Annotated in this window: 28 protein-coding genes; 25 read left to right on the top strand and 3 right to left on the bottom strand. The window is 68.0% G+C overall.

Annotated elements, in window-relative coordinates; genetic code table 11:
* Positions 1 to 32 precede the first annotated feature (32 nt).
* The 6 genes from ACFVST_RS02065 (at position 33) to ACFVST_RS02040 (ending at position 7148) form a co-directional block, all read left to right on the top strand.
* Positions 33 to 1367, top strand: coding sequence for a hypothetical protein (locus ACFVST_RS02065; RefSeq protein WP_390145934.1), 1335 nt, complete (start codon positions 33 to 35; stop codon positions 1365 to 1367).
* 2 nt (positions 1368 to 1369) lie between these two features.
* Positions 1370 to 2275, top strand: coding sequence for a ParB/Srx family N-terminal domain-containing protein (locus ACFVST_RS02060; RefSeq protein ID WP_390145932.1), 906 nt, complete (start codon positions 1370 to 1372; stop codon positions 2273 to 2275).
* 24 nt (positions 2276 to 2299) lie between these two features.
* Positions 2300 to 2830 (top strand): hypothetical protein, encoded by a 531-nt coding sequence (locus ACFVST_RS02055; RefSeq protein ID WP_390145930.1) that lies wholly within the window; start codon positions 2300 to 2302, stop codon positions 2828 to 2830.
* A gap of 53 nt (positions 2831 to 2883) precedes the next feature.
* Positions 2884 to 4320: a terminase large subunit domain-containing protein gene (locus ACFVST_RS02050; protein WP_390145928.1), complete on the top strand. Its 1437-nt coding sequence runs from the start codon at positions 2884 to 2886 to the stop codon at positions 4318 to 4320.
* A 522-nt stretch (positions 4321 to 4842) separates the two neighbouring features.
* Positions 4843 to 5295, top strand: a complete 453-nt coding sequence (locus tag ACFVST_RS02045; RefSeq protein WP_390145926.1) for a hypothetical protein — start codon at positions 4843 to 4845, stop codon at positions 5293 to 5295.
* An 89-nt stretch (positions 5296 to 5384) separates the two neighbouring features.
* The gene (locus tag ACFVST_RS02040; RefSeq protein ID WP_390145924.1) at positions 5385 to 7148 is read left to right on the top strand and encodes a hypothetical protein; all 1764 of its coding nucleotides are present in this window, start codon (positions 5385 to 5387) and stop codon (positions 7146 to 7148) included.
* Between the two features lie 29 nt (positions 7149 to 7177).
* Here the strand turns inward: ACFVST_RS02040 and ACFVST_RS02035 are convergent, their stop codons facing one another.
* Positions 7178 to 8230 (bottom strand): nitrilase-related carbon-nitrogen hydrolase, encoded by a 1053-nt coding sequence (locus ACFVST_RS02035; RefSeq protein WP_390145922.1) that lies wholly within the window; start codon positions 8228 to 8230, stop codon positions 7178 to 7180.
* Between the two features lie 925 nt (positions 8231 to 9155).
* On the opposite strand from ACFVST_RS02035, the gene ACFVST_RS02030 reads away from it, so the two are divergent.
* The 4 genes from ACFVST_RS02030 to ACFVST_RS02015 all read left to right on the top strand — a co-directional run bounded on the left by ACFVST_RS02030 (position 9156) and on the right by ACFVST_RS02015 (position 11995).
* Positions 9156 to 9713 (top strand): hypothetical protein, encoded by a 558-nt coding sequence (locus ACFVST_RS02030; protein ID WP_390145920.1) that lies wholly within the window; start codon positions 9156 to 9158, stop codon positions 9711 to 9713.
* Positions 9714 to 9818: 105 nt separating this feature from the next.
* Entirely contained in the window at positions 9819 to 10235 is a 417-nt protein-coding gene (locus ACFVST_RS02025; protein WP_390145918.1) for a head decoration protein, read from the top strand.
* A gap of 16 nt (positions 10236 to 10251) precedes the next feature.
* Positions 10252 to 11301: a major capsid protein gene (locus ACFVST_RS02020; protein WP_390145916.1), complete on the top strand. Its 1050-nt coding sequence runs from the start codon at positions 10252 to 10254 to the stop codon at positions 11299 to 11301.
* Positions 11302 to 11662: 361 nt separating this feature from the next.
* Complete coding sequence (locus ACFVST_RS02015) at positions 11663 to 11995, top strand: hypothetical protein (RefSeq protein ID WP_390145915.1); 333 nt, start codon at positions 11663 to 11665, stop codon at positions 11993 to 11995.
* Between the two features lie 204 nt (positions 11996 to 12199).
* Here ACFVST_RS02015 and ACFVST_RS02010 read toward each other — a convergent pair whose 3' ends face one another.
* Together ACFVST_RS02010 and ACFVST_RS02005 are read right to left on the bottom strand one after the other, a co-directional pair.
* Positions 12200 to 12430 carry a DUF397 domain-containing protein gene (locus ACFVST_RS02010; RefSeq protein WP_390145914.1) on the bottom strand — a complete coding sequence of 77 codons (231 nt, stop codon included), beginning with the start codon at positions 12428 to 12430 and terminating at the stop codon, positions 12200 to 12202.
* A 12-nt stretch (positions 12431 to 12442) separates the two neighbouring features.
* Positions 12443 to 13339 (bottom strand): helix-turn-helix domain-containing protein, encoded by an 897-nt coding sequence (locus tag ACFVST_RS02005; RefSeq protein WP_390145913.1) that lies wholly within the window; start codon positions 13337 to 13339, stop codon positions 12443 to 12445.
* 357 nt (positions 13340 to 13696) lie between these two features.
* Between ACFVST_RS02005 and ACFVST_RS02000 the strand changes: the two genes are divergently transcribed.
* From ACFVST_RS02000 to ACFVST_RS01930, 15 genes are all read left to right on the top strand, one after another.
* A complete protein-coding gene (locus ACFVST_RS02000; protein ID WP_390145912.1) occupies positions 13697 to 14104 on the top strand; it encodes an ATP-binding protein in 408 nt (135 codons plus the stop codon).
* A gap of 35 nt (positions 14105 to 14139) precedes the next feature.
* The gene (locus ACFVST_RS01995) at positions 14140 to 14577 is read left to right on the top strand and encodes a hypothetical protein (RefSeq protein ID WP_390145911.1); all 438 of its coding nucleotides are present in this window, start codon (positions 14140 to 14142) and stop codon (positions 14575 to 14577) included.
* Positions 14578 to 15022: 445 nt separating this feature from the next.
* On the top strand, positions 15023 to 16276 hold the full coding sequence (locus ACFVST_RS01990; RefSeq protein ID WP_390145909.1) for a GntR family transcriptional regulator: 1254 nt from the start codon (positions 15023 to 15025) through the stop codon (positions 16274 to 16276).
* Positions 16273 to 16854: a hypothetical protein gene (locus ACFVST_RS01985; RefSeq protein WP_390145907.1), complete on the top strand. Its 582-nt coding sequence runs from the start codon at positions 16273 to 16275 to the stop codon at positions 16852 to 16854. Before ACFVST_RS01990 ends, ACFVST_RS01985 begins: the two co-directional genes overlap by 4 nt.
* Positions 16855 to 16965: 111 nt before the next feature.
* Positions 16966 to 17490, top strand: coding sequence for an NUDIX domain-containing protein (locus tag ACFVST_RS01980; protein ID WP_390145905.1), 525 nt, complete (start codon positions 16966 to 16968; stop codon positions 17488 to 17490).
* 573 nt (positions 17491 to 18063) lie between these two features.
* Positions 18064 to 18255: a DUF5999 family protein gene (locus ACFVST_RS01975; RefSeq protein ID WP_390145903.1), complete on the top strand. Its 192-nt coding sequence runs from the start codon at positions 18064 to 18066 to the stop codon at positions 18253 to 18255.
* A gap of 132 nt (positions 18256 to 18387) precedes the next feature.
* On the top strand, positions 18388 to 18849 hold the full coding sequence (locus tag ACFVST_RS01970) for a DUF6082 family protein (protein ID WP_390145901.1): 462 nt from the start codon (positions 18388 to 18390) through the stop codon (positions 18847 to 18849).
* A gap of 311 nt (positions 18850 to 19160) precedes the next feature.
* On the top strand, positions 19161 to 19334 hold the full coding sequence (gene fxlA / locus ACFVST_RS01965; RefSeq protein ID WP_390145900.1) for an FxLD family lanthipeptide: 174 nt from the start codon (positions 19161 to 19163) through the stop codon (positions 19332 to 19334).
* A gap of 164 nt (positions 19335 to 19498) precedes the next feature.
* On the top strand, positions 19499 to 22417 hold the full coding sequence (locus ACFVST_RS01960) for a lantibiotic dehydratase (RefSeq protein WP_390145898.1): 2919 nt from the start codon (positions 19499 to 19501) through the stop codon (positions 22415 to 22417).
* Complete coding sequence (locus tag ACFVST_RS01955; protein WP_390145896.1) at positions 22414 to 23565, top strand: lanthionine synthetase C family protein; 1152 nt, start codon at positions 22414 to 22416, stop codon at positions 23563 to 23565. Before ACFVST_RS01960 ends, ACFVST_RS01955 begins: the two co-directional genes overlap by 4 nt.
* 14 nt (positions 23566 to 23579) lie before the next feature.
* Positions 23580 to 24782, top strand: coding sequence for a methyltransferase, FxLD system (gene fxlM, locus ACFVST_RS01950; RefSeq protein ID WP_390145894.1), 1203 nt, complete (start codon positions 23580 to 23582; stop codon positions 24780 to 24782).
* Between the two features lie 169 nt (positions 24783 to 24951).
* Complete coding sequence (locus tag ACFVST_RS01945) at positions 24952 to 25323, top strand: hypothetical protein (protein ID WP_390145892.1); 372 nt, start codon at positions 24952 to 24954, stop codon at positions 25321 to 25323.
* The gene (locus tag ACFVST_RS01940; protein WP_390145890.1) at positions 25313 to 25744 is read left to right on the top strand and encodes a DUF6093 family protein; all 432 of its coding nucleotides are present in this window, start codon (positions 25313 to 25315) and stop codon (positions 25742 to 25744) included. Before ACFVST_RS01945 ends, ACFVST_RS01940 begins: the two co-directional genes overlap by 11 nt.
* Complete coding sequence (locus tag ACFVST_RS01935) at positions 25744 to 26172, top strand: HK97 gp10 family phage protein (RefSeq protein ID WP_390145888.1); 429 nt, start codon at positions 25744 to 25746, stop codon at positions 26170 to 26172. Before ACFVST_RS01940 ends, ACFVST_RS01935 begins: the two co-directional genes overlap by 1 nt.
* Positions 26173 to 26210: 38 nt before the next feature.
* Positions 26211 to 26612, top strand: coding sequence for a hypothetical protein (locus ACFVST_RS01930; protein ID WP_390145886.1), 402 nt, complete (start codon positions 26211 to 26213; stop codon positions 26610 to 26612).
* Positions 26613 to 26658: the final 46 nt, after the last annotated feature.

The raw sequence follows: 26658 nt of genomic DNA, 5'->3' as shown, positions 1-26658 counted from the left end.
GGCCGGGCGTTGTCGTTCGTTTGGAGGCGAAGATGTTCCAGGGCACCATCCCGGGCCCCATGCGCTCGATCGTGCGCGAGACCGCCAGCCTGTGGCCGAGCGGCCCGGTCTACATCCCGTGCTGCGGGAACTTCACCATCGAACGGTCCCTGGCAGGCATGGGGTTCGGCCTCCACTCCTCCGACGTGTCCATCTACACCAGCGCGGTCGGCCGGTGGCTCACCCGACAGCCCGTCGGCATACAGCTCCGCGACGAGCGCCGAGACGAACTCGGCTGGCTCGCAGACTCCTTGGACGACGGCGTGGGCACCGTGGCCACCCTCATGCTCGGCACACGGTTCCTCGCCAGTGTCGGCCGCGATGGGCTGTGGCACGAGCGAGTGGTGCGCTCCTACCGGGAGCAGTGGAAGGCCAAGCACGCGGAGACCGTGGAGCGGCTGTCCGGCTCGGACGTCGAACTGGCCTCGTACGACGTGGAGGACGTGCGCTCCTGGCTCCAGAAGGTCCCTGGCGACGCTCCTGTGTGTTCCTTCCCTCCCTTTTACGGCGGCGGCTACGAGAAGCTGTACGAGCCGCTGGAAGCCCACTTCACCTGGGACGCGCCGCAGTACAAGCCGCTGTCGGATGACGACGTGGTGGGCGTGCTGGGCGCGATCACGGACCGGCCGTACTGGCTGACGGCCTCCAATCACAGCGTGCCCGAGTTGCACCCGTACCTGCGTGGCGTGATCAAAGCGACGCCGCGCGCCGCTCCCTTCTACGTGTACGCCAGCAAAGCCCGCACACGGATCGTCGCACCCCGTCAGCCGATCGACCCGGTGAAGATCCCGCGTCTTCGCGAGGGCGAGGAACTGGTCGGCCCGCTGCGGCTGTCGCTGCTCAAGCCTGGACAGTTCAATGCGTTGCGCTCCCGGTACCTCAACCCGAGGATCGCGCCGGGGGCGGCCAACCTCGCCGTCGCGGTGAAGGACGGCCGCGGGCGGCTGCTCGGCGTGTACGCGATGGCACCGAGTACGTTCACCCCGGACGAGGCGTACGTGCTTTCGGACTTCGGGGTTGCGCCGACCGACTACCCGCGGTTGTCGAAGCTGATCGTGCTCGCGGCCACGAGCACGGAGACCCAGTTGCTGTGCCAGCGGGCGTTCTCGCGGCGCATCCGGCGGGTGGCGACGACGGCGTTCAGCAACAACCCGGTCTCGATGAAGTACCGCGGGCTGCTGCGGCTGAACAAGCGCGGCCCGTCGAGCGAGGACGGCTGGAAGTTCCAGCTCCAGTACCAGGGGGCGATGGGTCGGCACACGTTGGCCGAGGCCCTTCAGATGTGGGCGAAGCGGTGGGGCGCTCCGACGACGAAGACGGGAGTCTGATCATGGAGACCGAGTCCACACGGCTCGCCCCGCCGCAGATGGTGCAGGGTGACCCGCGCACGCTGACGCTCCTCGACCACAACGCGCGGTTCCTGCCGCACGAGCAGTTCCGGCAGCTCGTGGCGAACATCGAGCGGGACGGGCATCTGACCTCGACGCCGCTGGTGTGGAACGACCGGGAGGCGGGGCGGCTGGTCGTCTTGTCCGGGAACCACCGCACGCTCGCCGCGGTTGAGGCCGGCCTGTCCACGATCTGGTGGATGCAGATAGACGAGCCGCTGCCCCGGCAGCGGCAGATCGCGCTCCAGCTCTCGCACAACGCGATCGCGGGGCAGGACGATCCGGCGATCCTCAAGGAGCTGTACGACGAGCTGGAGTCGGTGGAGTGGCGGCAGTACACGGGCCTGGATGACAAGGCCCTTGACCTGCTGGAGAAGGTGGACGTGGCCTCGCTGGGGGAGGCGAATCTCGACTTCTCCAGCGTGCAGTTCATGTTCCTGCCGCCTGAGTTGGAGCGCGCCGAAGCGGCGTTCGACGCGGCCCGCTCCACGGCGACGGCGGATGAGCGGTGGGTGGCCGGGCTGGAGCAGTACGAGCCGGTGCTCGATGCGCTGGAGACCTCGCGGGCCGCGTACAAGATCGGCAACTCCGCGACGGCACTCGGCGTGATCCTCGCCGTGTTCGAGCGGCACCTTGGCGAGCTGGCCGAAGGCTGGTTCGACGCGAAGGCCGCGGAGCCGACGAGGGCGGGGACGGCGCCGCTGGAGTCGGTGTTCGGGGTGCGGGTCCTGCCGGTGGAGTCGGCGGCCGTCGTGAGGGCGGCGATCGACCGGATGGTGCAGGACGGCACCGTGCCCGCCGACGAGCCGTGGAGGGCGCTGGAAGTCCTGGCCGCCCAGAGCAACTAGCGGCCGTCGGCCAGGAGGTGAGCGGTGGCCGAGGGCACCGTGGAGTCCTGGGAGCGGCAGGGCGGGGAGTCGGTCCAGGCGTTCGAGGCGTTCGCCGTGTACCGCGATCTCGGGCCGGCGCGCAGTGTCACGAAGGTGGCACGGGAGTTGGATAAATCCCGCGCGCTGGTGGGCCGGTGGTCGCGGCAGTTCGCATGGGTGATGCGGGCGACGGCGTACGACCGTGAGCAGGACCGGCTGTTCCTGGCGGAGCAGGCGCAGGCGCGGCGTGAAATTGCTCGCAGGCACGCGAAGTTGGCGCAGGCCGTACAGGGCAAGGCGGTTGCCCGGTTGCAGACCCTCGACCCGCGGGAGTTGTCGCCGTCGGAGTTGCTGCGGTACTTCCAGGTCGCTGCTGAGATCGAGCGGCGGGCCGTGGGTGAGGCACCGGTGGGGCCGGTTGAAGACCGGGACGAGGGCGTGGACGTGGCCGGGCTGTCGGACGAGGACCGCCGGGCCCGCATGGAGCAGTTGCGCCGCGAGTTGGAGCGGCGGCTGTCGGAGGGCGGGTCGTGAGCCGGGGTCGGGCCAAGCGCGGCTTGGTCGAGGGGTTCGGGGACCCGTCGGTGATGAGCGAGGAGCAGCTTCGGGCCGAGGTCGCCGCGCTGGTGCGGGCCGATGAGGTGTCGGCCCGGCGGTGGGCTTGTGAGGTGCCGGACTGCGACGGGCTGCCCCATCCGGGGTGGCTGCATCACCATGCTCGTGGGGCGCAGCGGCGGCCGTTGTGGGTGTGGACGGTGTGGATGCTGCTGACCGGCCGCGGCTGGGGCAAGTCGCGGACGGCGGCGGAGGCGGTACGGGAGTGGGCGCAGACGCCGGGGCAGCAGATCGCGGTGGTGGCGAAGAACGCCACGTTGGTGCGCGACATCTGCTTCGAGTCCCCGAAATCGGGGCTGCTGTCGGTGTTCCCACCGGAGGAGATCGTCAAGTACAAGTCCGGCCTGGGTGAGACGACGCTGTGGCTGTCCAACGGGACCGTCATCAGGGGATTCGGTGCGGAGACGCCGGACAACCTGCGCGGGTGGGCGTTCGATAAGGCGTGGCTGGACGAGTACGCGGCGTGGAACCGGATCGTGGCGCAGGCGGTCTACGACATGATCTGGTTCTGCCTGCGCGAGGCGGACGCCCCGCAGGTCGTGATCTCCACGACGCCGAAGCCGCTCCCACATGTGAAGCGGCTCGTTGAGCGCGGCCGTGCCCAGGAGAAGAAGCACCGGGAGGACGGTGCGCCGCCTCGGGTGGTGTTGACCCGCGGGCACATGCGGGAGAACGACGCGAACTTGTCGGCTGCTGCCCGCGAGGAACTGGAGGGGGAGTATGCCGGCACCCGGCTGGGGCGGCAGGAACTGTCCGGGGAACTGCTTGAGGACGTTGAGGGTGCGCTGTGGAAGGGGTGGATGCTGGAGGTCGAGGGTTTCCGCCCTCGGTCCGAGCATCTGCCGGATCTCCAGCGAGTAGTGGTGGCTGTGGACCCGGCGACGAAGTCGCACGAGGACGCGGACATGACGGCGTTCACGGTGGCCGGGCGCGGCTACCCGGTGGAGTCGATGTTCGGGGACGACCGGCCTCGCGGGTATCTGCTGGACTGCGAGCAGGACCGGCACACGCCGACGGCGGCGATGCGGCGGGCCGCGGCGCTGTACCACGAGCACCGTGCGGACTGCGTGGTCATCGAGGCGAACAACGGTGGCGACTACCTGCCGGCGTTGTTGGAGCAGGTGGATCCGACGGTGAACTGGCGGATCGTGCACGCGACTCGGGGGAAGCGGGCGCGGGCGGCACCGGCGGCGCAGTTGTATGAGCAGGCGCGGGTGTCGCATGTCGGTCCGGCGCGAGTGTTCGCGGAGTTGGAGGAACAGATGACGACGTTCGTCGGCCAGGGGGAGACGGAGGACTCACCGGACCTGCTGGACTCGGCGGTGTGGGCGTTGTGGGATCTGTTTCTTGACCCGACGATGCCACCTCCACAGGGTGGGGATGACCGGCGGCTTACGGGCCGACGCTAGTGAATGCTGCTCGTGCTGCGATGAGATGTGAAACGCTGAGGCAGTTCGGATCGAGCTGGCAGGGGAGGCCAGGATGTGGGAGTGGTTGGCTATCTTGGCGGCTCTGGTTTTTGGGATTCTGAACTGGATTCTCCTACCGTTCCGGCGCTCACCGCGTTCGGGGTGGGACACCGTTCCAACGCCCAGTAAGAGGACCGGACGTGATGTCGGAAAACACCTGATGGCGATCGGTCCTGCGGGAGCTGGGAAGACAACGCTCTTTTCGCGGGTGGTTGAGGACCTGAGAACGGAAGAGCGGTTGCTTATTGTCTCCGCGGCGATGCTTGGCTCAGATTCTGCTCGTCCAGTGTCTGGTAGCGGACCCCCGAATCTATTGAGTGTGGCCCAGGATGAGCAGGCCGTTGAAGGTGTCATCCATATGCATGAAGGGCTGGATGCACTCTTTCAAGCTCTCGGGCCCCCGCCAGAGGGAGGCTTAAGCGAATCGGAGCGAGTGGGTAGCGGCAGCGGAGGGACCGTTCAGTGAGCACAGACAGCGGAACCTCGGCGCGGCAGCCCACTGGTTTGGAAATTGCCATGCAGTGGGCGGAGCTGCCTGCGGAACACATGAAGATTGCTCTTGCCGCTCTGGAGCCTCAGCTACGCAGGGAGCATGAGGCGCGGACGATGCAGTTGCAGTCCGAATTTCAGCTTGCCCTTGCAGAGGCGAGTGCCCGGGAGTCTGCGGCAAAACGGGCGCATAGTCTGTATATGGTTGGACTGATTGCCGGGTTCGTTATCTCAACTGCAATGTTGAGTGGTGCGGTGGTAGTGGGGATTCACGGTCAGCCGTGGCTCGCTGCCATACTGGCGGGGCCCACCCTCGGGATGTTAGCGACCATCTTTGTACTCAGGAGAAATGATCAGCACTTGGTGCGCGCAGTTACATCAGGACAACGTGCTGCCCTGAACGTGGTGCAACCGCCGACGGCCTGATACATCTGTTACGGCAACTTCCGGCTTCCGTAGGGCACATGCGCGTGGCCATATAAGCTGATCGATGGCGTGGGGCTGAGCTTCCTGGAGTGGACGTGGGCCTGCGCCAACTCGTGATTGATGCGTGGTCGTGGTTGAACTACAAGCCGGTGATGGCCGAGGCGGGCCGCCAGGGCAACCGGGCGTTTCCGGAGCTGGCCAAGACCTGGGTGCCGCCGCAGGAGTTGCGGCGGCTGGCTGCGTACAAGGTGCTGGCTTCGTACGACAACAACCAGGCTGGGCAGCTTGCTGCGGCTGGTGGTGACGAAGCCGCTTTGGAGCGGCGAGAGTTGGGTGACGCTGCGAATCTGGTGGATACGGCGCTCGGCTATCTGTTGGGTTCGGAGCAGAAAGTCGCGGTCGAGGGGGCGGAGCACGCTGACGAGGCGACGCCGACTCCAGGAGCGGCGGAGGCAGCCGCGGTGCAGCAGCGGTTGCGGAGTTGGGCGGACAAGGAGCTGCTGACGCTCCGCGTGCAGCAGGCGGAGCGGGCGGCGGTTCTCCTCGGGGACAGCGTGATGGTGCTGGCGTGGAACCCGGAGAAGCAACGGCCGACGTTGCGGGTGTACGACCCGGGGTTCTTCTTCCCGCAATGGGACGACGGTGCGGACGACGACTTCCCGAGCCGGGTGCATCTGGCGTGGGAGCTGCCGGCCGACGACGAGGCCGGAATCAAGGCGCGGGTGCGGCGGGTGACGTACGAGCTGGGCCCGATCTCCGACGGAGAGGAGGAGGGGGCGTCGGGGACGCGGACGTATCCGTGGGAGTCGGGGCGGACGTCCAATGTGACGTGCTACCTGACGGATGCGGAGTGGCGGCTGGAGGATCTGAAGAGCGGCGAGACGCTGGATCGCTTGCCGATGAGCAAGGCGAGCTTCCGGGTAGCGGCGGATGGCACGGAGCTGAACCGGCTTGATTTGATGTTGGACTTCGTGCCGGTGGTGCACATCGCGAACACCATCCCGGACGGCGGAGAGCACTGGGGTCGGTCCGTGCTCGCGCGGGTTCTCCAGGCGCTCGATGAGTTGGCGGCCACGGACTCAGACGGCTCGGCGGCGTCTGCGACGACGGGTACGCCGATCATCGGGCTTGCTGGCGCGCGGCTGCCGGTGGACCGGGTGACGGGCAGGCCGCAGGAGTTGGAGGTGCGGGCCGGGGCGGTGTGGCAGCTCGGTGAGACGGGGCGGATGGATGCGTTGGACACGTCGCCGCAGTTGGCCGAGTTGCGGGCGCGGGTGGATCACCTGCTGGAGCGGATCGCGGCCAACTCGCGGGTGACTGCGGCCGGGTTGGGGACGCTGGACGCCACGGAGGTGCCGTCGGGGTACGCACTGAAGCTGGCGCTGGGGCCGCTGGATGCGCTGATCGGCATGATGCGGCTGGCCCGTGAGCACAAGTACCGGTTGCTGTTCAAGATGGTGCAGCGGTTGTACCAGGCCGGGCGGGCGGAGGGTTGGACGGCCGGGGAGACGCTGCCGGCGCGGCTGGCGTGGGCGCCGCACACGCCGACCGACCGCGGGGCGGTGCTGGAGGAGGTGGTCACGGCATATGGGGCTGGGGTGCTGTCGCTGGAGACGGCGGTGGCGATGCTGCTGGAGGCCGGGTACCCGATCAGGGACGCCTCGCAGGAGGTGGAGCGCATCAGGGCGAAGGCGCAGCAGGAGGCCGAGGCGCGGATGGCGGAGGCGGCGGCGCGTCACAGGCGCGACGAGGACGAGGAGGACCTGGACGGCGACGCCGGTCCGGGCGTGGGCGAGGAGCGAAATCTGATGAAGAGGGAGAGCGAGCGGGAGCCGGTGGTCTCGGGCCGGTGACGCTGTGGCCGGGGTGCGTGAGCGGGTAGTCAGCGCCAGATGCCGCGGGCGCGCATCAGATCGATCTGGGGTTCGGTGACGTGCTCGCGGTACTCGGCATGGTTGTAGGGCGGGCGCTCGACGTAGAGGTTGGCCGGGTAGATGGGCTGGTCGTAGAGGGTGCGGTACAGCTCGTTGCGTAGGTCCTTGGTCCAGTTCGTCCATGCGGCGGTGGTGCGTTGCCGGCGCAGGGCGGGCAGGTCGATGGTGGCGGTGACGAAGGTGGGGACGCCGCCGTGGTCGAGGTGGCCGACGGTGCGGCCGGTGTAGTCGGTGATGGTGGAGCGTCCGCCGAAGAAGTCGATGCGCTGCCCGTCGGCACCGGTGTAGGAGGCGGGGTTGGGGGCGAGGACGTACATGAGGTTGTCGAGGGCGCGGGCTCGGTTCTGGATGTCGAAGGCGCCGCTGGCGACGCCAGGCAACGGGAAACTGGTGCGGTAGGCGATCTCGCAGCCGCCGAGGGCGAGGCCGCGGGCGTTCTCTGGGTATGACGCTTCGTTGGCCATCATGACTCCGAGTCGACCGATGGCGGTGTCCGCGACTGGCCAGTACGCCTCGGGGCCGGTGCCGTACAGCTCGGTCCACCGGTCGAGGACATCGTGCGGGCTGAGGCTGTGTTCCATGGGCGGGAGCGGGGCGAGCTTGTAGTGCCGCAGGACGATCTCGCCGGTTGGATCGATGACGAAGCCGACGTTGAAGTACCGGTCGGGGAACGCAGGGTGGAGGGCCTTGGCCTGACCCATGAGATGCACGTCGAACTCGCGGGCCCAGCGGCCGAGTTCTTCGGTCTCGGCGCCGGGGAGGTTGATGGCGCAGGTGCGGGCGTAGGTGGCGTGGTCGAGGTCGTGGATCTCGTCGGCGAAGCCCTGGAGCGCGCCCTCGGGCAGGACGACCAGCCGCACGGGGTGGTCGAGGCCGCCAAGGGAGACGGCTGTGCGGGTGAGCGAGTACAGGTGGTCGAGGTTGCTGGCGATGCCGTCGCGGTGCTGGACCTCGGTGATCTCGGGGATCAGGCCGACAGCGATGTAGGGGGTCAGCGTCATGGGGTGGGGCCTCCTTGTCCGACCGCCATCCTGAGTGGACGGTCGGACAAGGCTCTGACCTGCGGTGTTGAGGATGCGACACGCGTCTGAATCGTCTACAGTCCTCTCCTTATCCTTTAATGAAGGCGACTTTGATTAAAGGATCGCGGATCAATGACACATAAAACTCACTCTTCAACTGCGCGGATCAACTAGTCTGTAAGCAACGGCTACAGCAAGTCTTTAAGAGTCATTGCCCGCCAACAGTGACTCGGCTGGAGTAAGACCACCGCTTGCTCCGGTTCTTGTCGCCCAGGAGCGTCGAAGCGTCTGACGCGCGTGTGACGGAGCCCCGCTCCGCGACGCGGAGCGGGGCTCTGCCTGGGTGTGGCCCGTCAACGGCCGACGACCACGACGGCTCCAACGTCGTGGTCGTCGGCTACCCCAGCAGGCTGAACAGCCTGATTACCGCTGCCCCGCCCACGTCCACCATCTTGGTGGCGAAGGCCGAGAGAAACGCAGCAGCTACTATCAGGGCGAGTTCGCGCCGGCCAAGCCGTCGGACCAGTTCCCCTAACCACCTCAATGGTTACCGCCTCTCGTCAGCCCGGACCCTGTTGTCCGGGGACATAGGGGGCAAAGCGTGAGAAACGGCACTACATTCAGGCTTGGACCAAGATTACGCGCATCACCTACGTAGTACGGCCAGTTCGCCGAAATTGATCCGGGCCCAGTGTGGTTAGTCGGGCGTTTGGCTACACTGATCGGTGGCGCGGGGGCGCTCTGGAGGAGATGTATGGTCCGGCCCCTGCCGCCTCGCCGTCCCGTCGGCCACCGCCGTGACGGGCGGCCGATCTACCCGGTCCTTGGCGCCTCTTCGGAGGATGAGACGAATGACCGGCTTGATGACGCCCCGGACGAGGGTGGACAAGAGCAGCAAGTCATCGTGTCCCAGGACCGGTTGGGCAAGATGCTCACTAGGGAGAAGGCTCAGGGGGAACGGGCTGCTGTCAAACGGCTGTTGTCCACGCTCGGCTTCGACACCCCCAAGGCGCTGAGTGAGTTCGTGACGACGCAGCGGGAGGCCGAGCAGGCCGCGCTGTCGGAGGTCGAGCGCCGGGAACAGGTTGCGCAGGAGCGGGAGTTGCAGGCCGCTCGCCGGGAGGAGTTGGCCGCGGAGCGGGAGCGGGCCGCGCTGCGCCGGGCCGCGCTGGTGGCCCTCGGTGCGGAGGGCGATGACCTGCTGGACGCGGAGCGTCTGCTGTCGGTGGACGATGAGGACGCTGGCGAGGCCCAGTTCCAGGCCGCCGCCGAGCAACTCCGCGCCCGCCGACCGGAGTTGTTCGGTGAGGCACGTACTCGGGTGTCGGCCGCACCTGGGGGTGCACCGGCCGGACGTGGTCCGACCCGTACGACCTCGGTGTCGAAGCCTGGTTCGGCCGGGTTGGAGATGGCCAAGCGTCGTGGCCTGGTACCGGAGTTCAGCGACAAGGCTGCCCGGTAGTTCCGGGCTCTGATCTTGGGGACCACGCCCCTGGAACTTCGTGGACGGCATCGTCCCGGTGGCGGTGTGCGGAGTCTGACCGCAGCGTCCATGGAGATCAAGAACATGACTATTCAGCCTGTCTCGAAGTCCGAGTACATCACCGCCAACCGCGAGTGGCTGGCTTCCCTGCACGGCACCGACTCCGTCGAGACCATCACCCTCGATCTGAACCTGTTCTGCGAGGGCACGCACTATGTGTGCGGCGACGGCTGTGACCCCTACGGCCGGGTGCTGTCCGGCGTGCCGGTCGGCCGCGTCGCGGAGTCCGGTCTCTACGGCCCGTACGACCCGGACGCGCACTGCGGCCGTCAGATCCTGCGCGGCTTCGTGATCGCGGAGGCGCCGTTCGCGCCGGGGCAGACCCGGGTGCCGGCCGCGCTGCTCTGGCACGGCGCGGTGAAGGCGTCGAAGGTGCCGGGCGGTATCGACGTGTCCGAGCTGGTGTGGCACCCGCGTGCCGCGCAGATCCGCTTCGTCTGAGCGTGGGGTTTGAGCTGTGACGATTCAGGACCTCCTCAAGGACGTCTCGGTCATGGACCTGACGACGTTCGCCAGGGCGATCCCGTCCCCGAAGGACTTCCTCCTCACTCAGACGATCTTCCCGACCGTCGAGCTGCGAGAGGTGAAGTGGCGGACCAAGGACTCCGGCAGGTACGTCAACGTCGCCAAGTACCGGGCGTTCAACGCGAGCGTGCCGTTCGCTACCCGTGAGGCATGGCAGACCTCCCGCGAGGGTGCGCTGCCGCCACTGGGGCAGAAGCTCGTCGTCTCCGAGCAGGAGCAGATCCTGCTGGAGGCGTCCCACGGCAGCGATCAAGATCGGCTGATCGAGCTGCTGTACGACGACGTGGAGCGCCACGTCGAGGCCATTCGTTCCCGTCTGGAGCTGGCCGCCGGAGACGTGCTCGCGGACGGCAAGTTCGAGCTGGAGCAGGAGAACGGGCTGACGCTCGAAGTGGACTGGGGTGTGCCGGTGGAGAACCGGCCGGTCGCCCGCGTCCCGTGGTCGGATCCGGCTTCCGATCCGATCGCGGACGAGCTGCGGTGGATTCAGCAGCTCGATGACATCGGCGCTCCGGAACCGGAGATGGTGATCACGAGCCGTAAGGCGTTCTCGTACCTGGCGGCGAACAGCGCCTACAGGGCGGCGTACTACGGGTCGGTGAACCCGTCGACCACGCCGACGGCGACGCTCACTCCGCAGCAGATCAACGTGGTGCGCGGCAACTACTCGCTGCCGCCGATCACGTTCTACAAGGCGCAGGTCCGGGTGGACGGCAAGCCCCGCAAGGTGTTGCCGGAGGACCTGTGGATTCTGGTGCCGCCGGAACGGGAGAAGTGGGCCCAGACCATGTACGGGGTCACCGCCGAGGGCCTGGTCCTCTCGCGCGGCACGAACCCCGAGATCCTCCGCGAGGACGCGCCGGGCCTCATCATCACCCGGGGTGTCCAGGACGACCCCGTGCAGATCTACACCAAGGGGGCCGCGGTCGGGATGCCGGTCATGCACACCCCGGACGCGCACATCGTGGCGAGGGTCCTGTGATGGCGGGCCGCGGGCGGCTGAAGGCCGCGGTGTACGTACAGGACCCGTCCACGCGGGAGGAGTTGATCGTGCTGCCGGGGGAGAGCCCGGACCCGGAAGTGGCTGTGCTGATCACCAACCCGGACGCCTGGGACGAATTGGCCTACGGCGAGCCGGTCTCTGTGGATAAGCCAGAGCCGCCTGTGGACAAGAGCGACGGTCAGGAGGAGACAGTCAGCGGGGGAGGGGCGAAGAGGTCCGCGTCATCAAGGCGGGGCGGGGGCGGAGGCCGGTCGGCGTCCGCCTCGTCGTGACGAACCCAAGGCGTCCCGCTGCCGGGAACATCCCGACCGCGGGCCGCGCCGTGTGGAAGGAGTAGAGGGTGGACGAGTTCCAGCGGTCGTGGTTGCTGGCCCAGCTCGGGCCGGACACTGACCCGACCGACCTGGAACGCCGCTTCTTCCGGCTGCGGTCGGTGTGCGCTGTCGCCCTGGAGGTGCTGGGTGAGCGGCGCGCGAAGCTCCTCGCGGACCCGCTGAAGGTCACCGTGGACGGGGTGGTGACCATGGACCTCCAGGAGAACCTTCGGGGCCTGGAGCGCCAGATCGAGCAGATGAGGCAGGCGCCAGCTCCGAATGGCTCGGGCGAGGACCAGGAGGACGATGGGCAGTTGGTCCAGGTCGCCTGGCTGACCCCCAGCCGTCTCTACCGTTAGCGGAGCCCGTGGGCGCAGCTCTGCATGGTCAGTTCGGGTGCTGGTGTGCGTGTTTGTCGGACTCGTCAACTCCGGTGCCAGGGCCTCGGGATGGCGCTGGTGGGTTCGGTAGGGAGATGACTGTCGGACGTCGGAGTCAGGGTAGAACGAGAGGGGTGGTCCCCCGCAATACTCCTGCGGGGGACCACCCGTCGTACCAGGCGGTCAGTTATCGACAACGCCGAAGTCGAGGTCGCCAGTCTGCACGGTCTCGATGAAGGCCGAGAACGCAGATGCGGGGAAAGCCAGCGTGGGGCCGTCCGTCTTCTTGGAGTCCCGAACGTGAATCCGGCTGCTCTGATCGGCGATCTCGACGCAGTTGGTACCGGTGCCGTCGCTGTACGACGACTTGAACCACGCGCTCTCTGCGATCGGCTCGTGGGCCAGCGTGTCCATGTTGATGACCTTTTACCCTCCTGCTAGTTCTTCCAGAAAATCAATAGATTCTTCCACGCCCAGGGCTACGCCCAGCATCGCGTCGAACCGGCGCGAGAACCGGTCCACCTCTCGGGGTTTGTCCGACGTGGAGACGGCTGCCCAAGCATTATCGGTCTGCACGCGAGCCGGGAGCGTGCCGAGGTTCAGGATCGTGAAGTCGTGGGTCGACCTGTAGCCGCGGCGGAATGGAAGGATCTGCAAGGAAATGTGGTTTTCCTTCGCCAAGCCGGCGATCTCCTGGTACTGCTCCCGCATCACGTCCTCGTCACCGTACGGGGTACGCAAGGCCGTCTCTCCGAGGATGATCCGGAGGCGGGCCGGGGCCCGGTCCTTCGGCCGGAGTACCCGCTCCTTGCGTTCCATTCGCAGCTCAAGGTTGCGCTTCACCGATTCTGCGGTGGTGTCCTCTACAGGGCGGTGCGCCTCCAGGAGTGCCTTGGCGTAACGCTCCGTCTGGAGCACCCCGTACACCAGTATCGGGTGGTACGCGGTGATCGCGATGGCTTCTGCTTCGAGACCGACGTAGTGCGGCATACCCGTCGGCATGAAGCTGCGGTACTGCGTGATCCAGTCCTCACCGGGAGCATCGCGGTTCAACTCCACTAGCTGTTCAACGAGTTCGGCATCGGACACGCTGTACCGCTTCAAGAGTGCCCGCAGGTTCCCGACGTTGCGCCGGAAGTTGATCTCACCGCCCTCGATGCGCGACAGCGTCGCCTCGGACAGCCCCTTGAGTCCCCGAACAGCTTCCTTGCGCGTCATGCCCAGCGTTCGGTCCTTCTCCGTCGGCGGGCAGTTCTCGCGCAGATGTCTCATCTGGATACCGAGTTCAAGTCGTCGTCCTGTCGCTCCGAGCTTTGCTGCCACCTGTGCACCTTCCTAGCGCCGTCGTGCACGCGGGTCCCTTCCTGTGCAGGGACTGATACCCCCTGAGCATGAGGTGCAGTCCGCTGTGCACGCCGCTGCATAGTCCATTTTGAGGTCTCGCTGAATTTTCATTGGAGACTCGGTTGCGGTCCAACGTCACTACCGGCCACGGTAGTTCACGGAATCCGTGAGAGCGGGGTTCCAGCGCAAGGGGCGTCCACTTCGCTCCAGTGCACTGGGCTCTCTCTCCCCACCGCGCCCTCCAAGAAGCCGAGGCCAACCATGAGCCCGAGCCCCACCAGTAGTCGACGCCCGGACCGAACCAGCTTGCTGCGCCGACGAGTTCGTACCAAGTACGTGGACACGTCGGTGTCCCACGGCTTCCACGCGGCGTTTGAGCCCACCCCGGTGAAGGTGGCCGAGATGCGGCGCGCGACGGCAGCCCTATTGCAGAAGGCGTGTCTGCCGGAGTCGTTGGCTAGTGATGTCGTGCTCGCAGTTTCGGAGTTGGTCACCAACGCCATCGTCCACGGTGACGGAGAGGTGGGCCTCCACGTCTCGGTTAATAGGGAGCGGGTGCGGGTCTCCGTGTCCGATCAGAGCCCTGATGAAGCCTTCTTGATGTGGGCAGAGGCCGATTGTGAGTCCGGCCGCGGGATGAATCTCGTCGCTGAGCTCGCGGCTGCCTGGGGCGTCGAGGTCACGCCCACTGGTAAGAAGGTATGGGCCGAACTTCGTCCGCCTGCTGAACGGCGGGCGGCATGAGGAGCCCCGGAGTCGCTGACACCAGCGTCGAGACCATGACGAGTGTCCTCGCCCGGTTGCACGATGCGTTCGTGCACGACGAGGACTTGGATGACGACCTCGACGTGATTCTCTCGGGGCCGAGCTGTCTGAGCCGTCCGCCGCGGGCGCGTGGCCTGCGGGCACGCCTTCGCCGTCCGGCCCGCTGTGAAGCCGGTCCCGACATCACCGGTCGGGTCGAGCGACTGAGCCGGATGCTGGGTCAGCTCGTCAATATCGCAGCGCACCGAGCCTCCAGTCCGGAGCTGCTCGACATGGTGAAGAGGGCCGACGACGTTCGCGCGGAGAAGCCGCGCGGGGAGTTCATGGCCGACCGAGGTCTCCTGCGGCGGATGGCGCTGGCGGCCCTGGACCTCGTTGAACTGCTCAGTGAGGACGAAGACGGCGCCTTGACGTACGGGAGCCCTCCGCCGGCTGATGGAAGCCGGACATGACTCATCTGCCACGGACGTACTGGGCCCACCTCGACTATCGAGGCGACGGGGCAGGTCCGGTCCCGGTCCCGATTGGTGATGTCAGCACCGAAGAACCCGACCTGGCGGTCGAGTGGGTGCGCGAGTCCGTACGCGGGGTCAGCGCGTCCCTGGATCGCCGGACTTTCCACACCGTATGGGCGTGGCTGGGTGATCACCGCGCCGTGGGGGTCGCCGTGGCTGAGTTGCGGCACGGTACGCCGTACTCCTTCACCGTCGCGGGCCGCACAGGGATGTGGAAGTGGACCGCGTACTCCGTGTCGGTCCTCCCCATGGTGAGTGCGTGCCCATGCGGGGCTGAGCGGAAGTCCGTGGAGACCGCCACTGGCGGAAGCGGAACGCCTCCGTGACCTGGCCTCCGCCTGGAGCCCAGGAACACCCGTAGACGATGCCGGAGAGAATTCGAATGGCTAGCACGACCATGGCGCCGGATGGCGCACACCTGGGCGCCGAGGCCACCGTGAACGAATCGGTAGGTTCTGAGATCGTTCGTACGCAGCTTCGCGGCGCGCTGCTCAACTTCGCACGTCTGTCCAGCCGGTTCAGTATGGATCTCAACTCTCGGGGGGAACGCGAGGCGGTACGCGGTTTCATCGCGCCGTGGGTCCCGGCTGCCGAAGACCGCCGCAAGGCCAGTGGCTCGCCCGCGGACGAAGCACGCTGGCAGAAGATCATCGCCGACGTGCAACCGCCGGAGGACGAGGCGGACCTGCTGTCGCTGACCATCGCCGGGCGCACGCTGCTGCGTGCTCTGCTGGAGGCTCTGCGGCCGGGGCCGAGCGTGCGGGCCGTAGCGGATTACGTTCGTGCGTCCATCGCCAACGGCGCCTACCCTCCCGGCAGTTCCACCTCGGCGGGGCGTATCGCCACCGAGATGGGGTGCCCGCGGGCAATCCTCGGCCGAGTGCAACTGGCTCTCGCCGACCTTGAGGCAGAGGGCCTGGTCACCTTCCCTCAACCCCACCGAGTAAGGGTGGGCGGCGAAGAAGCGCAGCCACTGGACCGGGTCGCCCAGACGGCAGACTGGCTGCGTCTGCTGATCCAGGCCGGCGTGTACCTCCCCGCTCACCCCCTGCCCACACGCTCAGTTCTGGGACGGGCCCTTGTGACGCCCGAGGCGATAGTCACCCAGGCCATCGGTGCCCTGCACGTAGAGAAGATCGTCACCGCCTACCGCGGCTCACGTGTGATAGTCCGTCCGGAGCTGCCCTTCAAGGCCGCGGAGCCGCCGGACCTCGACCGCCTTGTCCGGCGGCTCGAAGCAGCGGCACTGCCCGACGCCGACCTGCGGCCCACCCGCATCCGCGAGCTGTGCCAGCAGTCCCGCACCTGGTGGCACACGCGCTTCACCCCCCATCCCGAAGTTCTGACGCAGACCTTCCGCGCCCTGGTGGCCGCCGCGGCGCATCTGGTCCCGCTCGCTGCCTCTCGGTATCCCGGCTACCAAGAGGTCCAGCCTGTGCTGCGGCGTACCGCCGTCACGGCACTCACCGAGCTGCCCCAGGACTCCGACACCAAGGTGTGGCGGACCGCGGTGCTGGGAGCAGCCGTCCGCGAGGTCCTGATCCTGCTCCCCGACGCCGGGTGGCCGCCCGTCACCTCAAACAACACAGAGCCAGCGTCAGCCTCCCGCCCACTCCCATCGAAAGACCAACCATGACCACCACCAAACGGGCCGCCGAACTCCGGCGTGCGCTCCGCTCGTTCAACTCCGAGTGCTGGAGCTTCGACGCTGAGCCCACGGTGCGGCTACTGCGTGGCTACGAGGTTGCGTGGAATGCCGCGCTTCCGTGGCTGCCGCTGGCCCAGCAGAGGCTGGGGGAAGCCGCCGGATCGCCTTCGGAGCGCGCCCGCTGGCAGGAGCTGATCGACAAGGTCCGGCCTCCCAAGTCCGGGAGGCTGAAAGGTACTTCCTATGCGGACTTGGTCTCCCTGTGCGCTGCCGTCCGAGCTTTCTTGAACGCGCTGCTCGATGCGGAGAGGCCCGGTCCGACCGTCGCGGAGATCGCAGAGTACGTGCGGCGGGCTGTGAGAGCGGGCCATTTCCTGCCCGGTGAGCCCATCCACGTGGGGCAGATCGCCGAGGAGGTCGGCTCCCCGCCCGATCGAGTGCGCCGGGCCCTCCAGGACGTAGGTGACTCGGGCGCGAACACACTGACCGCCGCGGGGCAGCTTGCCAGTGTCTCCGTTCGTCCGATGCAGACCGCGACCGCTCCCCGCCCAACGAGTACCCCGTGACGGCCCGCGGCTTACCGGTCCGGGCACCGCCCGCGTCTGATGCGCAGGACGGACCGGGGTCCGGCTCCGCAGGACAACACCCAACTCAGCCCCTTTCAGGGAGAGATCCGTATGCACGATGACCGCGACTTCACCGACTCGCCGCAACGCCGTCTCGGCAACCTGGCGCTCTACCTGCACCCGGAGGACATCTCCGAGGACGTCCCGGCGGAGGAGCGCCGGGTGCTCCTGGTGTGCAAGAAGTACCAGCAGGAGAAGGGCGAGTTGCGCCCATGGGGGCTGCCGGGCGGGTGCGCGACGACGAACGAGCCGGCCGACGCCGCGCTGCTGCGCGAGGTGCACGACGAACTGGGCATCGGGGCCCAGCTCGGCCGGATCCTCGTCGTGCACCAGATGCCCGAGTCCGAGGACTCCACCGAAGGCATCAACCTGGTTTGGGAGTGCGCGCCGATCCCGGATTCCACCGTGATCCGGCTGCCCCAGGACGAGCTGTCCGCGTGGGCGTACGTGCCGATGAAGGATCTGGACGAGTACGTCAAACCGCACACACGCATCCGGATCGAGGCCGCCGTTGACGTCGCCAACGGCACCGCGCCGGGAGCCGTATTCCTTCACGGTTACCCCGACGTCGCCTGACCGTGTCTTGCTGCGGCATCTGGTCCTGACCGCAGCAGCCAAGTCCCGCCCGCCGACCGGTGGTTAACGGTCCCGGACGGCGGGCGGCTCAGCCCCCGCTCGGGACGTCACGCATCACGAGCGGGCGGGCGCCCTGGCCGGCGCGAGCGTATCCGTCTTCCCCCGAGCGGACCGCGCTTGCCTGGCCAGGGCGCATCTCCCCTCCCGTGGGCGATCCACACCCGTCCTCGCCGGATGGGGAGAGTACAGCCCACAACGAAGAGCACCACTCCCCGGCACGCTGCCCTGGTGACGGGGCCGGGAGAGGAGCCAGCGTCGGCCTTCCGCCGTGAACAGGCCGAAGCCCTTCTGCGCCAGTAACCGCTCCCACCACCGCAGAGCCCGACCGAAGAAAGCACATGAGCCAAGGCAGAACCGTAAAAACCTGTTCCACCTGTGATGGCCAGAAGAAGATCAAGACCATGCAGCGAGGACAGGTTGTCGTCATCCGGTGCCGCGACTGCAAGGGAAGCGGATATCAGACCACTGGATGACCTCCACTACCCGCCCCTCCCCCTACAAGGACCACCTGCGATGTGTTTCCACAAGCCGCCCTGCCCCAGTGCCGCCGCATCCGACCGCGATGCCGCGCACCCCGTGGTCACCCGTACCGAACAGGGCTGGAGCCTGCTGTGTAACGGCGTGATCGCCTTCGAGGACACCGGAGAACTTCTGCCGGACGGCAAGATCATCTGGCCGTGCCGTGCCGTCCCCGCCGCTGCCTGAGCCACGCCGGGCAGGGACCGCTCCGTTGAAGTGCGGCCCTGCAAGCGAGACGTCCACTCTCTGCCTCGGCCGTCGATGACTGCCACCCGACTTTCTTAACGAGGAGTGGACCGTCATCACGCCAACGATTGGATGAACCAGATGAAACCTGCCCACGCCCTACTCGCGCTCGCTGTTGCGGGACTCGGTGCGCACCTGTGGCAGAGGGAACGGCATCAGCGGGAGACCAAGGCTCTCACCGCCGCGTCCATGCACGCGGAGTACCTGCGCTACATCGAGTCCCACCCGGAGTTGCTGAAGCAGTGGGCGCCGGAGGACGACTCCCTCACGCCGGAGGAATACAGCCGCCGTGTGCACGCGAACCACCTGTTCGTCGGCCTCGCCGCTCGCCACCGGGCGAGAATCTTGGATAACCAGACGCTCCGTACCCAGGCCCAGTGGCTCATGTCCCGCCAGATCGGCCGTGACTACTGGGAGTCCTTCGGCGCTTGGCGCGAGGGTGAGGCGCGCGACAAGTGGGACCGCCGCTTCAACGCGATCATGAGCGACGAATACGCCGCCCGTCCGGAAGTGACCACGGCTGGCGCCGCCTGACCGGAAACAGCCCGCTCGCGTAACCGGGTGACTACGCTCCGCTCGACATTGTGGTCACCTCTACAGACGGGCGGACGGTCTCAACTGGGCTCGCTCGCAGGCAAGTTGGGCGGGCGCCGCACCAACACCACGGTGCGGCGCCCGCCCTGGCCACCGGCATCTGCCGCTTCACAGCGACTCGCCCCCGGAGGGCGGGCGACCGCGGTGTCTGCGCACTCGGCTGCACTTCCCCGGCAGCCGGATGCGGGGGTCCCGCGGCCCCTCCGCCCGTGCACCGCACGGACGGTCCTGATCATCTTGGAGGTACTGACATGGCCACCCCGACAACCGAAATGAAGCCGACCAGCGCCAACAGCACTCAGCTTCTCGCCGGCGAGGAGTGGGAACTCGACATCGCCATCACCGACGCGCCGCGGCCGATCGTCAGCGACTGCGGCACCGGCGACGGATGCGCGTCGACCTGCGCCTCATCCTGCGCGAGCTGACCTCAAGACGAACGCTGTGCGGGCCGGGGACTCACCCGGCCCGCACGGGCCCAGCAGAATGGGGAACAACGATGACGCGGACCCGACTTCTTCAGCGGGGTGACGTGCTCCTCCTGCGGGCCGCCGTACTTCCTCTCCGCGCTCAGCGAACTCGCTGGCCATCGGTGGATGATCCAGAGGAATGCCGACGGTGGCTGGCGGATATCTGGGCCGAGACCACGTTCTCGACGGCGGTCCGCGCGGCCTCACCCCTTCTGGCGCAGGCCGTCGATCAGATCGTCACCGGGCACGCCCTTGCGCCCAAGAAGGTACGCAAGGCCGTGTTGTCGACGGCCCGCTACCTGCTGCGGGCGGCCGGCCGCCCGACACCTTTCGGCCTCTTCGCCGGGGTGTCGAATGCCCAACGTGGGCCTGCACTGGCCCAGTTCGGTGATGCTCACCGCCCTGTCGTACGGCCGGACACCCTTTGGCTCGACCACGTTCTCCGCGATCTCCACAGCCGCCTGGACGTCCTGCCTCACCTGACCCTTCAGCTCAACAACCTGGCCGTCCGGCACGGCGACGCCCTCGATGTACCGCTGTCCGGCGGCCGTACGGCCAGCATCCGCGTCACCAGACCACTCGCCGTCGTCATCGAGGCCGCGACCGTTCCCGTGCTCTGCCAGGAGATCATCGACCGGCTCCTGTCGATGGGCGGCACAGCAGAGCAGGCTTCCCGGCTCGTCACCAAGGCGCTGACGGCGAACGTCCTCACCAGTAGCCTGTCCGCGCCCATGACCGAACGCGACCCGCTCGGGCACATCCTTCGTTCACTGGAACCGCTGACGGCTCAGCTCGATGCCGGGTCTGCGGACCTTCTACGCGAACTCACCGGTGTGCACGGGCTGCTGACGCAGCACGACAGCACCGCCGACACCGCTGCCGCACAGGACCTGCGACTCCAGGCCAGGAAGCAGATGAGCGCGCTGAGCCAAGAAGGTCGGGCTCGTCTCAGCCTGGACCTTCGTCTCGACGCCACGGTGCAGATTCCCGACTCCGTCCTCAGCGAGGCGGAGTACGCCGCCGACGCCTTGGTGCGCTTGACACGCAATCAGGGTGAGCAGCCGATGTGGGCTGAGTACCACGGCGTGTTCTGGGAACGGTACGGAGCCGGAAGCCTGGTGCCCGTCCGGGAAGCCGCCGATCTGGCGGCCGGCGTGGGACTCCCGGCCGACTTCCCGACGTCCGTGTGGACGGAGCCGCCCGTCACCGCTTTGCCGCGCGACGAGCTGCTGTTGGCCAAGGCGTGGCAGGCCGCCGTCACGGGCGCCGAGGAGATCCGGCTCACCGAAGCGGACCTCGACGAGCTGTCCGCCGATACGACGGCCCGGGACCCCGCGATCAACCCCCACGTCGAGATGGGGGTGCGCGTCTACGCCTCCAGCCAACAAGCCATCGACCGGGGCGAGTTCACCGTCACTGTTCGCCCGGCTTGGAGCACCGGCAACCTCACTGGCCGGTTCGCCACGATCCTTCAGGACAGCGGACTGCGTGAGTTGTACGAGAAGCTGCCGACGCTGGTCGACGGCGCCTTGTCCGCACAGCTCTCCTTCGCACCTGTTCATCCCCACGCCGAGAACGTCGCCCGGACACCGGCACTCCTGCCGTACGTGATCCCCATCGGCGAGCACCGCGCCCCGGCCGGCAACGTGATCCCGCTCGATGACCTCGCCGTACTCTCCACCAGCAAGAGACTGCACCTGGTCAGCCTCTCCCGACGGCGCGTGGTGGAGCCGGTGGTGCTGCACCCGCTGGCCCTGGAGAAGCAGGCCCCGCCGATCGCGAGGTTCCTCGCCCTCCTCGGGCGCGGCTTCGCCACCGCCTGGACTCGCTTCGACTGGGGGCCGCTCGCGGCTGGCGTTCCGTACCTGCCGCGGGTCCGCTACCGCAAGGCCATCCTCTCGCCAGCACGCTGGCGCCTGATGGCCTCCGCTCTGCCCTCCGGTCCGTTCGACGGGGCGTGGCAGGAGGCACTGGCCGAGTGGACGCAGACCTGGAAGTGCCCACGGGTACTGGAGCTACGCGACGACGACCGCACCTTGCGCCTGGACCTGAGCGAACCGCTGCACGCCCGCATCCTCCACGGACACCTCCAGCTTCACCCGGAGGCCGACCTGACCGAAGCGCCGAACGAAGACGACCTCGGCTGGATCGGGCACGCCCACGAAATCGTGATGCCCCTGGCCTCCGCCCGCCCGCCGCTGCCGCACCCCGACGCGGAGAACGCGCCGGTGTTCACCAACCGGATGCTGCCGAACCCCGGAGACGACCAACAGCAGTGGGTGCAGGCGAAGTTGTTCACGCATCCAAGCGTCATGGACCAGATCCTCACCCGTCGACTGCCCCGGCTCCTTGACGAACTCGGCTCCTCCCACTGCTGGTTCGTCCGCTACCGCACGCCTCACGAAGAAGACCACCTCCGGGTGCGGATCTCGGCCTTCAGCCCGCATCGGCACACCCAGGTAACGCACGCCATCGCCGCCTGGGCCGAACAGCTACGGAGTGACGCCCTCGCCTCACGGCTCGTCTTCGACGGCTACCGGCCTGAGATCGGCCGCTACGGCACCGGTGCCGCCCTGGCCGCCGCTGAGGAGGTCTTCGTGGCCGACAGCGACACCGCCCGGTACGCGCTGGCCGACCTCACTGGCCTGGACCGCAAAGTCCTCTGCGCCCTTGGCATGGTCGACCTTGCCCGCGGACTCCTCGGCGACGAAGAGGGCACGCGCTGGATGGCCACCACGCTCGCCCGGGGAACGGGTGTCCCCGAAGTGACCCGACAGACCCTCCAGCACGCCGGCGGGGGTGGCCTCCAACAGCAGGCCGGCTGGACATCTCGCCTGCACGGTGCCCACAAGGCCCGCCGGCAGGCCCTGGTCCGCTATGCGGCTCACATCGGCGACGGCCGGCTCGAAGCCGTTCTGGAGAGCCTGCTGCACATGCACCACAACCGGCTGATGGGCCCCGACCGGGAAGCGGAGGCCGCCTGCCGTCACGCCGCCCGCCAGGTCTGCCGATCGGTCAGGGAACGGCGGGTGGGCCAGTGAACGACCTGGTGCACGACCTCGGTCGCGGCGGTGCCGGGACCGCCGTCTACCACGGCGTCCTGGCGCGGGACACCGGCGCGTGGACGGCCGCGCACGCCGCCGCTCGGGCGATGGCAGGGCAGGCGGCCACCGTGGACCCGTCGAGCGTCGGTCTGTACCGCGGTGCCCCCGCCGTCGCGTACGCCCTGGACACCGCCGGCCACTGTGCCTACCAGTCCGCTCTGGAAGAGCTGGACCGCAAGATCGGGCCTCTCATCGCCGCGCGGCTGTCAGCGGCCGGACGCCGCGTGGACTCGGGCCATCCACCACGGATGCGTGAGTACGACCTGATCCGGGGCCTGACCGGCCTCGGCGCTTACCTGCTGCGCCGCAGAGCGCACCCTGATCTGCTTGACGCCGTTCTGCGCTACCTCGTACGGCTCCTCCAGCAACCCGTCACCGTCGAAGGCAACAGCCTGCCCGGCTGGTGGACACTCGATGGCCCGAGCGGTGAACCAGACAGCGACTGGCCGCAGGGGCACGGAAACTTCGGCATGGCCCACGGCGTGGCCGGCCCCCTCGCGCTTCTCGCCCTGTGCGCACGCGCCGGACGCACCGTTCCCGGTCAGCAGGAAGCCCTGGTGAGCGCGTGCCGCCTGCTGGAAGAATGGGTGCGCCCGCTTCCGACCGGCGCTGCGGCATGGCCGGAGACGATCACCGCCAACGGTTGGGTCAACGGGCCGCCCACCAGAGCGAACCTGGGCAGGCCCTCATGGTGCTACGGCACGCCGGGCATCGCCCGGAGCCTGCAACTCGCCGCGCTCGCCTGCGGCCGTACGGACACGCAACGCCAGGCTGAAGACGTACTCCTGTCCTGCGTCTCCGATGCCCGTCAACTTGAGCGACTTGAGGACGCGTCTGTCTGCCACGGCTGGGCCGGAGTGTGCTTGGCAGCGGACCGCGCCGCCGCGGACGCCGCCCCCGGCAGCGAGCTGCCGGGGCGTCTGCCAGCCCTGCGCGCCGCCTTCGCCACGTACGTGGCAGCGAACGCACTGCCCCGGGATTCCGGACTCCTCACCGGAGCGGACGGCATCCTGCTCACGATCCACACCCTCAACCCCACCCACCGCGTTGGATCCGGGTGGGAAGCCTGTCTCCTCCTCAATTGAAAGAGATCACTTCCATGAACAACTCCCTCGAACTTGACGAACTCCGCAACCAGCTCGTCGATGAGATCAAATCCAAGGTGTCGCTGACCGGCCCCGTCGAGCGGGCTCTGCGCACCGTCCGCCGCGAAGTCCACCTTCCGGGAGCAACTCCCGCCGAGGCGTACACCGACGAGGCCGTCAGCATCAAGGAGAACCCCAACGGGCCGCTCCCTCTCTCCCTGGCTTCCGTGCCGTCGACCGTCGCCATGATGCTGGTGCAGCTCGACGCTCAGCCCGGCGACCGCATTCTGGAGATCGGCGCGGGCACCGGATACAACGCTGCCCTGCTGTCCGAACTCGTCGGCGCTGATGGCGAAGTCACCACCATCGACATCGACCCCGGTGTCGCGCTGCACGCCCGAGACGCGCTGAACAAGGCGGGCTACGAGCAGGTCAGGGTGATGGAACGGGACGGTCTGAAGGGTGCTCCCGAGCACGGCCCGTACACCAAGATGATCGGCACAGTCGGCTTCTGGGACCTGCCTCGTGCCCTGTGCGAGCAGTTGATCGAAGGCGGCCGATTCGTAGTGCCGCTGCGGTGGCGCGGTCAGACCCGATCGGTGGTCCTCATCCGCCGCGGGGACACCCTCATCTCCGAAGGTATGGAGCTGTGCGGGTTCGTGCCCATCATCGGCCAGGACGGCGAGCGGACCACCGCCTTGCTGGAAGACACGGTCCGCCTTCATCACGACCAGGACCTGCGGTTCGACTCCGCCGCACTGACCCGCGCCTTCGCCACGCCCGTCACGGAGGTCTGGACCGAGACCCGGACCGGACGGCGGGAGTCCTTCGACGGGGTCTGGCTTCGCGCCACGGTCCTCGAAGACGCCGTGTGCCGAATCGAGGTCACCGCCCAGGCGCTCAAGGGAGGCGTCCGCCGTCCGGCGATCCCCATCCGCAGCGTCACCCTCGTCGGCGCGGATTCTCTCGCCTACATGATCCTCTCGATCGATGAAGAGGCCGATCCCGCGCAGCAGGTCCAGCTCGGGGCCGCTGGCTACGGGCCGGAAGGCGCCGCTCTGGCGAAGAAGCTGGCCGACCACATCACTGCCTGGGGAGCCGACCGTGAGGCGGCACCGCGCCTGACCGTCCACCCGATCGACGCCGCCGACGGCGACCTTCCCGACGGGCACGTCATCACCAAAGAGGACAGCCGCATGGTCCTCTCCTACGTGTAGTAACCCGCCCCCTCCATGGTGCGGGTTGGTGTGCTCCTGCGCGCGGAGCACACGCGCTCCCTTCGGCAGAGCGAGTCCGTTGAGGTCAGATCGTAGGAAACTATCGCCTGCGGTTTCGTGGTGGAACTCCAAACCGGGGCTGTCCGACCGCCTCGCTAGCTTCGGGTGAATGGATCACCACGACGACTCTCTGCATCACGTGCGGATCACCGCTCACGGTGAAACCGCCGGCATAGACATCGACGGCACGCGGGTAGATCCGCGTGCCGTCGATGCGTACACCATCACGCAGATCGCGGGTGAGCACTCGCACGTCGTCCTGCATGTCACCGAGCGCGGGAGTACCCAGTGGTCCGGCATGAGCCGGATCTCCGTGGCCGATGCTCCTGATCCGGGCCAGGCCGCTGCAATCTTCCTCGAAGCGGTCGACCCAGAGGCGCTGGAGGGCGCCGCGCTTTCCCGTCCCGACCTCGGCACTGAGCCGTACTCCCTGACGAAGGCCATGCTCACCCAGCTCGGAGAGTGGGCTCGTGGCCTTTGACGTGGACGGCGCCCGTCGAATCGTCGCCCGCATCCTTGACGACAAGCTGGAGGTCTGGCGCGACAGCGCGGGCCGTACGGACGACGTGCTCGACGAGAACGCTGGAAGGCTGGTGCCGCCCACGCCGGACGAGGAGCTGGTCTGGGACGGGCTCGGTTCGGTGATGCCGCTCGGCCGCCCCGCCATCACGAAGCCGGTCGGCGGGTCGGTCGCTGTGGAGCCGCCGACCACGGATTATCAGGCCGTGCTGCCGGTCGACGCACCGGAGCTGCGGCGCGACGACGTGATCCGCGTCGCCGGTTCCGTCCGGCCCAGAGGCCCCCGCGATCCTCATCTGATAGGTCGCCGCTTCCGGTTCTCCGACGAGGCGGTGGGCAGCTACAGCGTGGTGCGCATCGTCCGGGTTCAGGTGATCGACTGATGGCCACGGCGAACCCGCACCCCAACGCCCACCCGGACGCCACTGCATTCCGAGACCCGATCGTGCTGGCCGCCGCACTGGCTCGGATGGGTCCGGCGACCCGCGCCCGGACGCGGACGGTCACGCGGCACCACGCCATGCTGCTGCGCGTCCGTATCCAGCGGAACGCGAGCGGTCGGCCGGGACCGAACGTGATCACTGGGCAGTACCGCGCCTCATGGGATGTGCGGATGCGTACTGGGGGCGGCGAGGTGATAGCCGAAGTGTTCTCCGACGCGCCGCAGTCGAGGCGGTTGGAATACGGCTTCGTCGGCGTGGACTCGCTCGGGCGGCACTACCGGCAGCCGCCGTTTCCACACGTCGAGCCCGCGTTCCGGCAGACCGAGCCGGCGTTCATCCGGGCCCTGGCCGACGGGGTGCTGCTGTGACGGCACGGCTGCCGGTAACCCGCGCGCTCGCTGCCCTCGTGGAGAAGACCACCGGCCGCCGGTGCGGGATCGGTGAACTGCCACGTGTCGAGGGCGCGTCCGGGTGGGAGCCGGCGTCTGCGCCGTACACCGTCCTCGACTCGCTGCCGGCGGAGTTCAGCGGGCCGCCCCTGTGGGACTGGCACGCCGACGCTGCCTGGTCGTACCAGATCACCTCGGTCGGGGAACGGGGCGATCAGGTCGAGTGGTTGGCCGACCGCGTGCGCTCAGGCGTCGTCGGCCGAACCGACGACGGCTGGGCCCATGACCTGCTGATTCCCGAAGTCCGAGTGATCGACCGGGAGTTGACGTACGACGCCGGTGGAGAGCCGTCGGTGTCGGCGGCAGGCGCTATCGTGTCCTACGTGCAGCGGGTCACGATCACTGTGACCCCGGCGTGAATCCTCACCGCGGAGGCCCGCGCGGACGCTAAGCCCCACCAGGCCA

Origin of the sequence: Streptomyces sp. NPDC058045 (genome assembly GCF_042885635.1) — a bacterium.
Taxonomy (GTDB): Bacteria; Actinomycetota; Actinomycetes; order Streptomycetales; family Streptomycetaceae; genus Streptomyces.
Note: the sequence above shows the minus strand (reverse complement) of the source record. Positions and strands in the feature narration are given on the sequence as shown.